Here is a 17,170-nt window from a genome sequence, read left to right on the forward strand (position 1 = left end):
AGTTTAGTTTGAGTTAGTTTTTATTCAAGTTGAAAACAGCGTGTTTAGGCACGCTGTTTTTTGATTAAATTGTAGTGGTGAGAAATAAAAAATAATACTGTTGAAACGTTCGCTACTTATTACTTTATCTTTTTTGTTTGTTGCATGTGTCAAAGACAATGGAACAAAAAAGAAAACATCCAACAGTCCTACGCTGTTCAGTTTGTTGCCTAAGAGTACAACTGGTATTGATTTTGTTAATACCGTTGAGCAAACCAATGATTTTAACTGCATCAATTATACCTATGCTCTTATAGGTGCAGGTGTGGCGGTAGGAGATGTCAATAACGATGGATTGGATGATATTTATTTGGTGTCCAATCAAAAATCGAATAAACTATATCTCAACCAAGGTGATTTTCAGTTTGAAGATGCAACCACAGCGTCAAAAACTTCTGATGCCAATGGATGGTCCACAGGAGTGAATATGGTTGATATCAACAATGATGGTTGGCTCGATATTTATGTGTGTAAATCAGCATCTTTGAATAACGCACAGCTTAGAAAAAATAAACTTTTTGTCAATCAAAAAGATGGCACTTTTAAAGATGAAGCCGAGAAATGGGGATTGGCTCATGAAGGATTTTCAATCCAGTCCTACTTTTTTGATTACGACAAAGATGGTGACTTGGATATGTACCTTGTAAACCATCGTGTGGATTTTGAAAATACATTGCGACTGGAAAAAAGAGAAAATCAGAAATTCTATCCTGAAACTTCGGACCAATTGTTCAGAAATGATGGAAATTCCTTTACCAATGTAACCTTGCAGTCCAACATCGTCAATAAAGCATGGGGGTTAAGCGCCTCCATTGGTGATTTTAACAATGATGGATGGCCAGACATCTATGTGGCCAACGATTATATTGCACCGGATATGCTCTACATCAATAGGCGGAACGGTACTTTTTCCAATCAAATCAATACACGTTTCAAGCATATTAGCTATAACAGTATGGGTTCTGATTTTGCGGATATCAACAACGATTTCCTGCCAGACTTGGTAGTGCTGGAAATGTCCTCTGAAGACCATGTGAGGAGCAAAGAGAACATGCCTACAATGGATACTGAGACCTTTAGGCGTTTGGTGAAAGAAAAGTACCATTATCCCTATATGGCCAATGTTATGCAACTCAACAATGGTAATGGATCCTTTAGTGATATTGGTCAACTTGCGGGTATTTCAAAAACCGACTGGAGTTGGGCTCCCTTGATTGCCGATTTTGATGGTGACGGTTTTAAGGATGTTTTTGTGACCAATGGTGTGGAACGAAATTTTGCCAATCAAGACTATATTCGTCAGGTCAGAAAAAAATTAGATGAAGAGATTGAGATGACCAAGATGGAGGTAATCGCCATGATGCCCTCTGATAAATTGACGAATTATAGCTATAAAAATAACGGAGATCTAAGTTTTGCAAATACTTCCAAAGAATGGGGTTTTGAAGCAAAATTGAATTCCAATGGCGTTGCCTACGGCGATTTTGATAACGATGGTGATTTGGATTTGGTGATGAACAACATGTCGGATCAAGCAACGGTCTATGAGAACCACTCCACCACAAATTATTTGAACATTAACTTAAAGGGTAGCCTAAAGAATACAAATGCAATTGGTGCCAAGGTCAAGGTGTTTACCGATGACAAAGCACAGTACCAAGAAATGTATTCCAGCCGGGGTTATATGTCATCGGTTTCACATCAGTTGAACTTTGGATTGGATAACAAAGAGCTGGCCACCAAAATTGAAGTGGTTTGGGATAATGGGCGTGTCTCTGTCATGGAAAATGTTGCAGCCAATCAGACTATAACCATTGATCAAGATGCTTCGGTAGCCAACAATCCATCACAATTTGTTGTAAATAGAAACCTTGTTCCCATTAGGCCTAATCGGTTGGGTCTGGATTTTGAGCATCAAGAATCAGAATTTGACGATTTTACCAAACAAGTGCTCTTACCTCAAAAATTATCACAGTCCGGACCTGCAATGGCTATTTCAGATGTTAATGGTGATGGACTTCAGGATATCTTTTTTGGTGGAGCAAAAGGTCAAGAGGGAACCCTATATCTTCAAAAGAATGGAAGCTTTACCAAAATGACACAACCTACATTGCAAAAAGATTCAAAATTTGAAGATGTTGCAGCTATTTTTTTTGATGCTGACAGTGATGGAGACCAAGATTTATATGTGGCCAGTGGTAGTTATGAATTTAACACTGGAAGTTCATTATTGCAGGATCGTTTGTACTTAAATGATGGAAAAGGTACGTTTTCAAGAAACAACTTAACTACAATTGCCACCAATACCAAAGCAATAGTAGCCGCTGATTTGGATGCGGATGGAGATAAAGACGTTATTGTGGGCGCACATACGGTATCCGGACAATATCCTTTGGCGGATAAATCCTATGTATTAAAAAACGATAATGGAAAGTTTGTGGATGCTACCCAAGATGTTGCTCCAGAACTTTCAGAATTGGGACTCATAAACGATATTGTTTTTTCAGACTATGACAATGATGGTGATAAAGATCTGCTGGTTGTTGGCGACTGGTTGCCCATAACTATTTTTAATAATGAAAATGGGATTTTCACCAAGGCGGTACTTCCCGAATTGGAACGATCAGAAGGTTGGTGGAATACTATTTCTGCTATTGATTTTGATAATGATGGTGATTTGGATTATTTCTTGGGCAACCTTGGCAAAAACAACAAATTCCATCCTTCAAAAGAAAAACCTTTACATATTTACGGAAATGATTTTGATGGTGATGGAAGCTATGACATGGTGTTGAGCAAAATTTATAAAGGAAATTTAGTGCCGGTCAGGGGGAAGGAATGCTCCACACAGCAAAATAGCTTTATAGCCAACAAACTCCCTACTTACAAAGAATTTGCCAATGCCACTCTTATTGATATTTATGGAGATCAATCTTTAGACAATGCATATCATAAGATGGCCTATAATTTTGGCTCGGCTTACATTAAAAATCTGGGAAATGGTCATTTTGAATGGATTGAACTACCAAATACTGCCCAATTGGGACCAACCATGGGATTTGAATTCACAGATATCAACAATGATGGTCATATAGATGTTTTGGGGGTAGGGGCTATACATGAAGCAGAGGTGGAAACCATTCGCTATGATGGAAATGTAGGCTATGTATTGGTCAATGATGGCAAGGGAGATTTTTTAACGTATAAAGACCTCAATTTTTACAACGGGGGAAATGCCAAAGGCATTCATAAAATAGAAATTAACAAACAGGACTATTTTCTGATAACAAACAACAATGGTAAACCGACAATTTTTAAGGATGATGGGATTTGATAAGAGGATGCAAAAGTTGAAACCAATTTTTGGAATGTTACTTATTTTGATTTGTTTTTCATGCCAAGAAAAGCAAGAAAAAAAGGGTGATGCCCAAAAAATCTTTGCTCAGTTAAAGTCTTCAGATACTGGGGTGGACTTCAATAACATACTCACAGAAAACGATTCACTGAACTATTTCACCTATTCCTATTTGTATATGGGCGGAGGTGTGGCTACAGGGGATATTAACAATGATGGTCTGGTGGATATTTACCTCACGGGAAACCAAGTTTCCAATAAACTCTATTTGAATAAAGGAAATTTGAAATTTGAAGATATTACTGAAAAAGCTGGCGTAAGCGGAGATTCGCGTTGGTACACCGGTGTTACCATGGCTGATGTGAACAGTGATGGCTTCTTGGATATCTATTGCTCTGTTTCTGGAAAGTTCGGGCCGCGCCAAAACCAATTATTCATCAATAATGGAGACGGAACTTTCTTCGAAAGAGCTACTGAATTGGGTTTGGCTGATGCAGGTCAAAGTGTACAAGGTACTTTTTTTGATTATGATCGGGATGGTGATTTGGACCTTTATGTCGCCAATTATCCCTCTACTCGGTTCAATATCCCTACTTATTATTATGCTTATAAGATGAAAAACCCTGAGGAGATAGAATCCAACCAGCTCTATCGCAATGATGGCGGAACCTTCAGCAAGGTTACCAAAGAGTCTGGATTATTGGATTTTGGTCTTTCGTTGAGTGCAACTATAGGGGACTTAAATAATGACTCTTGGCCGGATATTTATGTGTCCAACGATTTCAACTCACCAGATTTTCTATATCTCAACAATCAAGATGGAACATTTAAAGAAGTAGTCAAGGATGCAACGGGACACACTGCGTTTTACGGTATGGGAGTGGATATTGCTGATGCCAATAATGATGGACATCTTGATATTTTTCAAGTAGATATGGATGCCAAGAGCAACCGCCGTAAAAAGGCCAATATGGCCAGCATGAACATTCCCCTGTTTTGGGATGTTGTCAACGCAGGGTTTCACTATCAATATATGCACAACTGTTTTCAGTTAAATTCTGGAATTTATGAGGATGGAGTACCTCATTTTTCAAATATTTCAAGAATAACGGGCACGTCATCCACCGATTGGAGTTGGGGACCTCTTTTTGCTGATTTTGATAATGATGGTCTCAAAGACCTTTTCATTCCCAATGGTACCCGCAGGGAAATCAACAATAATGATTTTTTTGGAGCTATTAAAAGGACCAAACTTGAAAAAGACACCTTGTTGGCATTGAGTATGGCCATTCCTTCAGAAAGGATAGATAATTTTATGTTTCAGAATCAAGGAGAACTAGGTTTTAAAAAGGTGAACAAAGAGTGGGGAATCGAGTTTGAAGGTTTTAGCAATGGGGCAGCCTACGCAGATTTGGACAATGATGGGGATTTGGAAATAATCATCAACAATATAGATGATGAGGTCTCCATTTTTGAGAACAAAAGCTCCCAAAAGGAGAACTACTTGCAACTTCATTTAAAAGGAAACAAAGGCAATCAATTTGGCTTGGGTGCCAGAGTCTATCTTTCTTCAAATGGAAGTACGCAAATGCAGGAATTGACACTGAGCAGGGGTTTTCAATCTTCGGTAACTCCTTTGATACATTTTGGAATGGGCGATGCCACCAAGGTGGATAGTCTGAAAGTTATTTGGCCCAATGGAAAAGTGCAACTGTTGACCAATATTGAGGCAAACCAAAGACTAAATTTACAAATTGATGATGCTTTGACATTGAATGATACGAAAACTGAAGTAGCAGCATTATTTGAAACAGATATGTTACATTTTCCAAAACATAAACATGAGGAAAACCAGTTCGATGATTTTGCAAAGCAAATCTTATTGCCACATAAAATGTCTTCCTTTGGACCGGCTTTGGCTGTGGGCGATATGAATGGTGACGGTAGAGATGATTATTATGTTGGAGGGGCAGCCAATAAAGTTGGTGCTTTGTTTTTTCAGAATGAAAAAGGTTTTGAAGCACAAGAAACCACTTTTTTAGAAGTAGATAAAGCAAATGAAGACCTCGGAGCACTGCTCTTTGATGCCGATCAGGATGGTGATAACGATTTATATGTAGTAAGCGGAGGTTATGAATTTGTTCAAGAGGATGAAAAGCTGAAGGATAGATTGTACATCAATGATGGAATGGGGAATTTCACCAAAGTTGATGAAGCGGTATTAAATAGCCCACCAATTAGTGGGGGAAAGGCATATAAAGGTGATTTCAACAAAGATGGTAAATTGGATTTGTTGGTATTGGGGCGTCAGTCACCTGGTAATTACCCGGCGCCGGTCAGCAGTTATATCTTGATGAATGTTGGTGAGAAGGGCAATGCCAAATTTGAAATCACCCAAAAAATGCAACCCGAAGCTTTTCAAAACTTGGGTATGGCTACGAGCGCAGTTGTTACCGATTTTAATGGAGATGACTGGCAAGACATCATTGTGGTGGGAGAATGGATGAACATTAGAGCATTTAAAAATACCCAAAACGGATTTATTGAAGTTTCTGAAGAAATGGCGTTAACGAAGGATACCACAGGTTGGTGGTGGAGTATTGAACAGGGAGATTTTGATGGAGATGGTGATATGGATTACATCGTTGGCAACAACGGGCTCAATTATAAATACAAAGCCAATGAAAAAGAGACTTTCGATATTTATGTAAACGATTTTGATGAAAATTCGAAAGATGATATTGTATTGAGCTACTACAATGAGGGCAAACAATATCCAGTGAGAGGTAGGGAGTGCTCTTCGCAACAAATTCCTGGCATTAAGTCAAAATTTCAGGATTATGAAAGTTTCTCCGAAGCTACCTTGGTCGATGTGTATTCCGAAAAGGCATTGGAATCCGCGTTGCACTACCAAGTAAAGTCCTTTGCGAGCGTTTATTTGGAAAATAAGGACGGTAAATTTATAATCCATAGGCTTCCGGTGGAAGCACAATTGTTCAATTTGAATAAAATCTTGGTGGATGATTATGATCAGGATGGAAATTTAGACGTTTTGATTGCGGGCAATTTGTTTGTTTCTGAAGTGGAAACTCCAAGAAATGATGCTGGTTATGGTCTTTATCTCAAAGGAAATGGTAAAGGTGGTTTCGTGTCTGTCCCTGTTGCTAAAAGCGGCTTTTTTGTGAAAGGTGATGTAAAAGATATGGCCATAATTCATAGAGGAGACCAAACCTACATCTTAGCAGCTAAGAACAATGATTTTGTCCAAGCTGTCAAGATAAATTAATAACATTCACAGTAATAGAAAGACCGTATAATAAATCATCATACGGTCTTTTTTAATGGAAATTTATGAGTGTTTAGTTATCGTAGGGTTTCAAGGTCTCAATAGTTCCATCCTCACGATAGGTGATTTCTGCAACCTTAATGGATCTTAAATGAGTTACGCCTTTGGAAAGACTGGAATCATGATAGAATAAATACCATTTTCCTTCTACTTCACAGATGGAATGGTGTGATGTCCAACCTACTACAGGTTCCAAAATTCTTCCAGCATAGGTGAAGGGACCATAAGGGCTATCACCTATGGCATAGCAAATAAAATGGGTGTCACCAGTTGAATAGGAGAAATAATACTTCCCATTGTATTTGTGCAGCCATGCTGCCTCAAAAAAGCGACGTTCATTGTCGCCAGCAAGCAATAACTTTCCATTTTCATCCAATATTTGGATTTCTTGGGGCTTTTCATCAAACTCTAGAAGGTCATCCGTCATTTTCGCTACCAAGGGCAATAAAGCAGCTTCGTCATCAGCTGGAAGATGTGCTGTAGGATTCTCTGGGTCTTCAGCATTGAAAGTACCAGTTCTCCAGCGTTGCAATTGTCCGCCCCAAAGTCCCCCAAAGTACATGTAATGGCTTCCATTGTCATCTTCAAAAACCGCAGGGTCTATGGAAAAACTCCCTTTTATGGCTTCCGGTCGTGGTGTAAAAGGACCGGTTGGTGAGTCAGAAACGGCTACCCCAATTTGAAAAACCCCATCTGGTCTTTTGGCAGGGAAATAGAGGTAGTATTTTCCATTTTTGTGAGCGGCATCTGGTGCCCACATCTGTTTTTCAGCCCATGGTACGTCATTAACATGCAATGCCAGGCCATTGTCCACGGCTTCGCTAGCTACAGAATCCATGGAAATGACATGGTAATCTTCCATAGCAAAATGGCTTCCTAAATCATCAAAGGGAATACCAGCTTCAATGTCGTGTGAAGGGTATATGTATATTTTCCCGTTAAATACATGTGCAGATGGGTCTGCTGTATACATGTGGGTCACCAAGGGTTTTGAAATAGCCTTGTCGTTCAATGCGTCAAAATCGATTTGTTCTTCTAAAATGTTTTCAGGCATGACGTTATATTTAGGCGACTCTGCGCTCGGTTAATTCTTTTTCTAAAGTAACTTCCATTTTTTTATTGATTTCATAGAAGAAAAGCAATCCAGTACTTATCAAAAAAGGAATGGAAGGAAACACACTTACCAATAATTTTATTCCTTTTATGGTTGAAGGTGCTTGTTCAATAGCATTGGGGATATATTCAAAAATACCTAATGCCCAGGTGATAAAGGCTCCACCAATACTTAATCCAGCCTTTAAACCAACCATCATGGCCGAAAAAATAATGGCAGTCGCTCTTCGGTTATTTTTCCATTCTGAAAAATCAGCCACATCCGCAATCATGGCCCAAAGAATAGGGATGGTAATTCCATAGAAGAAGCCATGTAATATTTGAGAAATAAAAATGAGGGTTATGGCTTTTGGAGGAAAAAAGTAAAATGCAATAATGAACAGAGTGGATATAAATAGAAATATCCCAAAAATATCTCGTTTTCCGTATTTGTCCGCCAGTCTTTTTGATAAGGTAATCCCCACAATCATAAAAAAGATACCGCCTGCATTAAAAAGACCAAACCCTGCCGAAATGGGGTCGTCTCCAAATTGGTTCAAGCCAATATTTGAAAGTATATCAAGCGTTGGTTGAATGAATTTGGCCAATAACTCTTTATCTACATAATTTTCAAAATAATAGACATAGGCTCCACCTTTTAGTGCCAAAGTGATGAATACCATTGTGGTAATACTAAGCATGATCAACCAAGGTCTGTTTTTCACCAAATCACCTAAATCTTCCTTAAGAGTTGATTTTTGTTCGGGTTTGGGGATGATACGTTCCTTGGTGGTTAAAAAGGTAATCAGTAACATGATGGTACCAATAATAGCCAAGACGGTCATTACTTTTTCAATACCCAAGGCTTTGTCTCCACCACCAGCACTTTTAATGATGCCCAACATGAACACTTGTACAAAAAATTGAGCCAACAACACTGCTACAAAACGATAGGAGGAGAGGCTATTTCGCTCAGACATATCACCAGTAATCACACCACTTAAGGCGGCATAAGGCAAATTGTTGGCAGCATAAAGTAATAACAGTATGGTATAAGTGGCTACTGCATAGATAACTTTTCCCTTATATGAAAAATCTGGTGTGGTAAAGGCTAGGAGGGAAACTACTCCTAGAGGAACAGCTGTATATAATATCCACGGACGAAACTTACCCCATCTACTTGAGGTTCTATCAGCTAAAGCTCCAATCAATGGATTAAAGGCAAAAGCAGCTACAAGGCCTACTGTCAGCATGATGATTGATGAATCTTTTGGTGATAAGCCGTAAATATCAGTATAGAAATAGGCGAGATAGGTCAATAAGGTTTGGAAAACGAGATTTGCCGCCAAATCGCCCAGACTGTAGCCAATTTTTTCCTTTACGGAAAGCTTTTGCGAAGTGTTCTTGGTCATTTATAAAGTAAGATTAGTTTAATTTCATCAGCGCGTCGTACGCTATTTTAGGTTGGTATTTAGTATCAAATAGCAATGGATAATTGGTGCGTCCTTCAATGGGCCAATTGTTTAGCCAAGATTGGCCGTCATGTACTCCCCAGAAAGTAACCCTGCTGATTTTTTCTTTGTGTTTTAGGAACAAGTTGAAAATATCCTTATAGCGTTCCGCTAGCTTAACCGAAACTGAATCTGGTAAACTTTTGGGGTAAGGATTCATTTTTTCATTGTTTTCAAAATTCTGTTCTACTCCGGCACCCACTAAGTCCCAAGGGTTGGGCAATACAGTGATGTCCAATTCGGTAAACATGACTTTCACGCCCAATTCAGAAAAAGCCAAGATGCTCTTCTCAATTTCCCCAAGTTCTGGAGATTCCAATCCCCAATGTGCCTGAATCCCAACACCATCAATCTTAGCATCATTTTCTTGAAGATATTTTACAATTTCAACAGCCCCGTTTCTTTTTTCGGGTTGGCATAAATTGTAATCGTTGTAATAAAGTTCCGCTTCAGGATCGTTTTTGGCAGTTTGCTGAAAAGCTTGAACTAGAAATTCTTTTCCAATTTTTTTGAAGAATACAGATTCTCTTAGGGATCCATCTTCATTCAAAGCTTCATTGACCACATCATACCCATGCACTCTTCCCTTATATCTGCTTACAATGGTGTCGATGTGTTTTTTTATTTCATAGGAAAGGGAATCCCCACTTTCTATGTTTTGCATCCATTCCGCCAACTGGCTATGCCACACTAAAGTGTGTCCCATAATAAACATGTTATTTTTCTCACCCAGTTCAACATATTTATCAGTTACTTCAAAAACCAAACTATCTTTTTTGGGATGAATATTTACCGATTTCATGCAGTTTTCAGGAGTGATGCTGTTAAATTGCTGCTCTATGAGTTTAGTCGCCATGGAATCAAGACCAAGAATCTGTTGTTGACTCAAAGCTGCACCGATATAAAAGTCTTTGGAGAATTTTTCTTTTAAAGAAGGTTCAATTTCTGGTTTTTTTACTACTTCTTTTTCTTTGCAACTGGTAAAAAAGATAGTTGCAGCTAAGGCGAAAAAGGCAAAATAAGTCTTCGTATACATCTTTCAATTATGAAATACTAAACTATATTTTACCTCAATTTTTGAGTAAAATAATTGACGCATTCTTTAGCAAAGAAGTTGTACAAATCACAAAACGTAATTAAAATTACATTTTGAAGCTTTTAAAATCTAAAAAACCTTAAAATAGACTATCTAAAAATGAGAATGCTTCAATATGGTGTAATGGACTTTTATAAGTAGTCTTTGGGTTTTAAATCTGTGGGCAGTACACCAAATTCAGACTTAAAACATCGACTAAAATAGGAGGGGGAGGAAAAACCAACTTTAAACCCAACCTCACCAATGGATTCACTACCATTTTCAATCATTTGTTTGGCGCGTTCCAATCTTACTTTCTTTATCAGCTCATTGGGAGTGAGCCCTGTCATTGCTTTAATTTTTCTGTACAACTGACTACGGCTCAAATACATGTCATCAGCAAGAAACTCAACACTTAAATCATTTTTGCTGATATTTTCATTGAGGTAATCCAATACTTTTTGGATAAAGGATTTATCTTGTTCTGTAGTGTTTTCCAACAAACTCAATTTGTTGGGGTCATTCAGGTTTTTATTGATGAAGATTTGTCTATTATCTATCAAGCGTTTTAGATAGGACTTGAGCACTCGCATCTCAAAAGGTTTGGTCATGTAGACATCGGCACCGGAATCAATTCCTTTGATGCGGTCCTCATCCATCGTTTTTGCGGTGAGCATAATGATGGGAATATGGCTGGTATTAATATCTTCTTTCAGGGCACTACAAAATTCAAAACCATCCATTTGAGGCATAATTACATCAGTGATGATAAGGTCCGGTATGGTCTTCTGAGCAGCTTTCAACCCTTTTTTGGCGTTATCGAACTCCAAGATGGTGTATTCATCCTTCAGCTCTTTCTTTAAGTAATTTCTGAGTTCATGATTATCTTCAACAATCATGATTTTGGTTTTCTGAGGTTCATTCGTAAAACCATTAAGCAAGTAGGGTTGTTCCGAAGCCAGTATGGCATCTTCTGAAGCCAGTTCTGTAGGATGCGAAGAGGATACTTGGTCTGAACTGGGCAAATGTTCTTTGCCCAATGGAAGGATAATGGTAAATATAGTGCCTTCACCTTCCTTACTTTTTACATTGATGATACCTTTATGCAATTCGATGAAGCTTTTGGCCACTTCAAGGCCAATACCAGTCCCTGAACCTCCATAATATTCCGTGTTTTTGTTTTTAGAGCGATAGAAGCGTTTGAAAATATGGGGTAAATCTTCTTTTTTGATTCCAGACCCTGTATCCTCAATAGTTATTTCTATAGCGGGTGAAGCTTTGGTTTCGTTTATGAGCGGAAAGCAAACTCCATGGCCAGAGCGATTTACTCCAATGGTAATGACACCATTTTCAGGTGTTGCCTTAAAGGCATTGGAAAGTAGGTTGAAAATCACTTTTTCTAGCATTCTGGGATCCCCCCAGACCATTGGCTCCGTACCATCACTATCTACACTGAACAGAATATTTTTGTCAGTAGCCTCATCATTAAAATAGGAAGCAACTTTTTCCACAAACTCCATAAAATTGATTTCCAGGGCATGCAAAGGCATTTTGTTCATTTGGAGCTTTCTGAAATCCATCAGTTCATCCATCAACGTTTTTAGTCTATTTGCATTTTTTAGAATGGTCTGATGTTTTTCCTTGACTTTTTTGTCCAGCGAATATTCGTTTTTATCGATAATATCCTGGAGTGGATTCAAGATCAAAGTCAAAGGAGTCCTGAATTCGTGGGAGATGTTTGTGAAGAACTGTATTTTCTTTTCATTCAATAGTCTTTCCTGTCTTCGTTGTTGTCTTTCAATTTTTACATTGCGTTGGCTTTCTAAATATTTTTTGATTAAAAAGGCAGCAATCACCAACATCAAAAAGTAAATGGCAATAGCCGTGTTGGTCAACCACCATGGCGGTAAAACGGTAATTCCTAAAGTAATAGGAGTTTCATTCCAAATACCGTCATTATTGGACGCTTTTACCTTAAAGACATATTTGCCGGGACTAAGGTCCTTGTACGTAGCACTCCGCACATTGCCCACCCAGTTCCAGTCGTCTTCCAAACCTTCTAAATAGTAGGCATATTGGTTGTTTTGCGATCGGGTATAGTTGAGTGCAACAAAATCTATAGTGAATACAGATTGTTTGTGTTTGAGTGTGATGTTTTTGGTCTCAGAAATAACTTTATCCAAAGGGGAACCATTTTTTCCAATATCTGCAGACCTATTGAAGAGTTTGAAATCTGTGAACATTAATGACGGTTCGCTTTCGTTTTTTTGAATATTTCTGGGATTGAAAAAGTCGATGCCCTCATAACTGCCAAAAAAGAGTTGGCCGGTATTGTCTTTGTAAGCTGCATTCCTATTATAATTATTTGCGGATAATCCATCATTCATGTCAAAACTTTGGAATTCGCCGCTTTCCTTATCAAGTTTTGAAAGACCATGGTTACCACTGAACCAAATATTACCATCGTTATCTTCCAAAATACCGGCTACGATAACTTGGGCAAGCCCATTGGATTTGTTGTAAGGTTTGAATTTTTCAGTTTTTCTATCAAACTTATAAGCGCCTTCGTCAATGGTGCCGATCCAGATATTATTATCTGAAGTCTTTTTTAATGCAAGAATATTAAAGGATTTGACATTTTGGGAAGATTCACTGAGTTGCTCATTAAAGGAAACTGCTTTGATTTCCTGCTCCCCTTCGTTATTCTCTATTTTGAACAAACCTTTATCAGTTCCCAACCAAACCATATCATCTTCTTCTACCAATACTTTGTTGATATTGTACTGTTCTATTGTAGGGAGTTTATCACCATTTAATGAGTAGTGTTCAAAAGATTTAGTAGTCCTGTTATATTTATGAAGTCCACCAAAGAAAGTACCTATCCAAATATTTCCTTTGGAATCTTCATCAAAACAAAGAATACTATTGGAGAGCAGTGTGCCTTTGGCGGAAGTAGTATCAAATTTTATAAATGTTTTGCTCCCTTTAGGCAGGTAATATATTCCTGAGTTCCATGTGCCAACCCAAATATTTCCCTTGGAGTCTTCAAATGTTGACACTACAGATGGACAGGTAAGTCCAGTGGCAATATTGTTATTGGGATCCAATAAATGTGTGAATTGATTTTTTTTAGGATCGTAAACATCAATTCCGCCGCCGTCCATGCTTATCCAAAGTCTGCCGTCTTTTGTGCCCAATATTCCGGTAACAGAAGAATATTTCAATGAATTTTTCACATTGGGAATAGCCCATATATTATTGAATTTGTTGTGGAGTTCATCATGGACTCCCAAACCCTTATCATAGTAACCGACCCATATGCGCTCTTTGGAATCTACAAAAACCGACCAAACTGAATTGGAGCGGATACTGTAGGGATTGGCATCTTCATACCTGTAGTTTTCCAACAAATTACCATTTTCATCCAATACCAATAAACCATCATTTTCAGTACCACAGAGTATTTTTCCATCTTTGGCCTGTGCAATTGAGAATATCCGCATCTGCGTCAATTTGTAGCGGTTGATGGATATACTATAATCGTTCTCAGTTTTAATTTTTATGGCTCCATTGGTGAAAGTTCCTGCCCAAAGGTTTTTTTGACGGTCCAGAAATAATGTTTCAATGGAATCATCTATTTGTTCCATGCCATTTTTAGTGGCAAATTTGGCTGGTATCAAAAGATTGTTATCTCTATTGAATGTAAAGAGACCTGCATTGGTCCCCACAAATATTTTATCGTCATCATGATTAATGATGCTATTGATTACCAATTGTGAGGCGAGATAGGGTTTTTGGATTTTAACTTTTTTGGATTCCAATGTTTCAAGATCTACACTGAACATCCCTTTGTTTTGGGTGCCCACCAAAAGTTGTCCCTTTCCATTTTCAGCAATACTGAAAATAGGGTGGTCTATGTCTGTTTCTGTGTCTAACTGAATGTGAGTGAAGCTATCTTGAAATCGATCATAAAGATCAAGACCTATGGCCGTTCCTACCCAAAGTCGTTCTGATTTATCAATGTATAAGGAGTGAACCAAAGAACTATTTATGGAATTATCATCATTAGTATCCTTGGTATAAGAAGTAAAGGTTACGCCATCATATTTATTTAGCCCAAATCCAACGGTTGCTATCCAAATAAGCCCATTATTATCTTGAACAATACTTGTAATGGCACGTTTTGGCGTGTTTTTTTCAATTGGAATAAAAGTATAGGTGTCATTTTCCCATTGACCATGTAACTTATGGAACGCAAAAGTTAAAATCAATAATCCAAGAGCAACTTTCCAGTATGTATTTTTCATATACCACATTTCCTTTCCAACTAAATTGGGCAGCTTTTTACAATTTGAAGGGTAATCTGCAACTGTTTGTTGACATACAAGTTAACCCTTTTCAGAATTATTCGCACAAACTTATAAAGTTATGGTAAGTGAGGTGCTTTTGATGAAAGTTAGGTTGCACTGTTTTTTAATTATGTCGTACTATAAGAATTAATAAATTTTTTCTTGATTTTCGTACGATTGTCAATATAATTATTTTAATATGCGTTAAGTTTTGTTTGAAAACCAAAAAAGCCCGTGAATATTTTTTTCACGGGCTTTTTTGATAAATTTTAGGAAGTGACCTGACTGGGGCTCGAACTTAAGTACCAATCATTTGATTTTCAAAAAGTTAAAATCTATATTTTTAATATGTGTACCGATTTGCGCACCTATCAAAAACGATATATCAAATGAACTTATTTACTTGTATCTGCTATCAAATAAAATTGATGGTGCAAATATATGTTTTACTTACCTACTTTTCCAATATTTCCATCAATTGAAAATTGAGGTATAATTTCTCTTTTCCAACCTTGACCGATTTTAGAAAGCCAGCCTCTTCCAAATCCCTCAAATAGTTACCAACAGTTTTGGGAGTACCTAATTTTTCATCAATCAAGTATTGTCTTTTGGTATAGGGGAGCCGAAATAAGATTTCGATTAGCTCTCTTGAATACGCTTTAGGTAATTGGGTTCTGATTTCGTTTGTCATTCTTTCCATTAAGGAAGTAATCGCCTCTAGGCGTTCCAATCCTTTCTTAGCGGTTATTTCAACCATTTCCAACATAAACAGTATCCATCCTTCCCAATCTTCTTTTTCCGTTACTAATCTTAGCTTTTTATAATAGGCTGCTTTGTTGTTGATGATATGCTCGCTGAGATAAATTGCGGGAACATCCAACAATTTTTCCAGTTTAAGATAGAGTAGAAGTAAAATTCTGCCTGTTCTGCCGTTACCATCCGAAAATGGATGAATAGCTTCAAATTGGTAGTGCATTAAAGCCATCTTTATCAATGGGTCAAGTTTACTTGGTGTATTGATAAACTTTTCTAGGTTGGATAGTTTGTCCCGTATGATGTCTTCCCCTGATGGTGGTGTATAAATAACTTCTCCTTTAGCATTTGATAAAGTAGTACCTGGAGTTGTTCGTATCCCAGAATCATTTTGTTTGATTCGTTGTACAATCTCAATAAAAAGATTGGTGGTTAAAAACGGTTTTTTCTCCAAGTGAGCGAGGGCATGCCATAATGCTTCCTTATAGCTAATTACTTCTTTAGCCGCGACATTGTCAAATTTCTTATCAGCCACAAATGCTTGATATAAGTCGTCATTTGTGGTGATAATATTTTCTATTTCAGAACTGCCTTTTGCCTCCTGCAAGTGTATGGTATCTAAAAAAAGCCTTGGATTAGGTAGATTGATAATCGCACCATTCAATTTTGATAATTCCCTACTCGCAACTATTGTTTTTCTTAGAATAGCTACAGTTTCTAAACTCCTTTTGGGAGGGAGTAGAGGTAAGTTGTTATAGGGAATATCTTTTTTAAAAATAGTCATGGTTAAGTGTAAAATTTACCTTCGTTGTCAACAACAAGGGTAAATATAGAAAAAAATTACTCTTGTTTTATTTGCTAGAGTAAAAGTTACCCTTGAAGATGTTCGGTTATTGTAGAGAGCTCTTAATTTAGGGATTGTCAATTGACTCAATAGTGATGTATTTAAGTAGGATATAATCTGTGACTATATATTCCTAATATTAGTTAATAACCAAATTTCTTTGTCGGTAATAATATGGAGCATTAATAAAATGAATAGAAATTTGGAAAATTTAATTAGTCTTAACGCACGTCATCTGATCTTGAAACAAAAAGACGCCTTTTCCAATAAAGAACTGATTGCAGATCTAAGAAAATTACCTATTCACATCTATTTAATTTGCAAATCCCCAAAAATTCTTTTCCATGGGCTATTGATTTGAATCTTCCATGGGATAGTGAACGCTCTCGTATTTTTCAATAATATCTGAAATTTTTAGAAACTCCTTGGCTAAAGGATCATCGATTGGGGTATTAGTCAACTAGGTTAATTAATACTTCCAAACGACTGGTTGCTGCAGCTAGATATTGTTTTCACGTTAGTCCCATGGCTTAAGTTTTCGACTTTGTCATTAAATAAATTTAGGAATATCCCTTCTTCCATGGAGTATCCTAGCGATTAGAATATAATCTTTCCTTATTTCTTAGAAAACGATATGCTCGTGTTCAAAAATACTATAAATACCTTTTTTAATTTCCGCTCTTAAATCGGCAATGACCTTTTCTCTATAGATTTCATGCAATCGTAGTTCGTCACGAATCACCTCACTATTGACTGGTATTGATAAGAAGGATTACTTACCAAACCAACCTTCAACTTGCTTTATG

At 37.4% G+C, this 17,170-nt stretch carries 7 protein-coding genes; 2 read left to right on the plus strand and 5 right to left on the minus strand.

Annotated features, from left to right (window positions below; all coding sequences use genetic code 11):
• Positions 1 to 100 precede the first annotated feature (100 nt).
• Together HJC33_RS10510 and HJC33_RS10515 are read left to right on the plus strand one after the other, a co-directional pair.
• Positions 101 to 3,373, plus strand: a complete 3,273-nt coding sequence (locus HJC33_RS10510; protein WP_246245528.1) for a VCBS repeat-containing protein — start codon at positions 101 to 103, stop codon at positions 3,371 to 3,373.
• A gap of 34 nt (positions 3,374 to 3,407) precedes the next feature.
• Positions 3,408 to 6,680 carry a VCBS repeat-containing protein gene (locus HJC33_RS10515; RefSeq protein ID WP_246245529.1) on the plus strand — a complete coding sequence of 1,091 codons (3,273 nt, stop codon included), beginning with the start codon at positions 3,408 to 3,410 and terminating at the stop codon, positions 6,678 to 6,680.
• Positions 6,681 to 6,753: 73 nt separating this feature from the next.
• Here the strand turns inward: HJC33_RS10515 and HJC33_RS10520 are convergent, their stop codons facing one another.
• The 5 genes from HJC33_RS10520 to HJC33_RS10540 all read right to left on the minus strand — a co-directional run bounded on the left by HJC33_RS10520 (position 6,754) and on the right by HJC33_RS10540 (position 16,304).
• A complete protein-coding gene (locus HJC33_RS10520; RefSeq protein WP_171658780.1) occupies positions 6,754 to 7,794 on the minus strand; it encodes a glycoside hydrolase family 43 protein in 1,041 nt (346 codons plus the stop codon).
• A gap of 10 nt (positions 7,795 to 7,804) precedes the next feature.
• Positions 7,805 to 9,244 (minus strand): MFS transporter, encoded by a 1,440-nt coding sequence (locus tag HJC33_RS10525; RefSeq protein ID WP_171658781.1) that lies wholly within the window; start codon positions 9,242 to 9,244, stop codon positions 7,805 to 7,807.
• 13 nt (positions 9,245 to 9,257) lie between these two features.
• Complete coding sequence (locus tag HJC33_RS10530; protein WP_171658782.1) at positions 9,258 to 10,379, minus strand: endo-1,4-beta-xylanase; 1,122 nt, start codon at positions 10,377 to 10,379, stop codon at positions 9,258 to 9,260.
• 191 nt (positions 10,380 to 10,570) lie between these two features.
• A complete protein-coding gene (locus HJC33_RS10535) occupies positions 10,571 to 14,725 on the minus strand; it encodes a two-component regulator propeller domain-containing protein (protein WP_171658783.1) in 4,155 nt (1,384 codons plus the stop codon).
• Positions 14,726 to 15,221: 496 nt separating this feature from the next.
• Positions 15,222 to 16,304, minus strand: coding sequence for a Fic family protein (locus HJC33_RS10540; protein WP_171658784.1), 1,083 nt, complete (start codon positions 16,302 to 16,304; stop codon positions 15,222 to 15,224).
• Positions 16,305 to 17,170: the final 866 nt, after the last annotated feature.

The organism is Flagellimonas amphidinii (genome assembly GCF_013090115.1).
Lineage (GTDB): Bacteria > Bacteroidota > Bacteroidia > Flavobacteriales > Flavobacteriaceae > Flagellimonas > Flagellimonas amphidinii.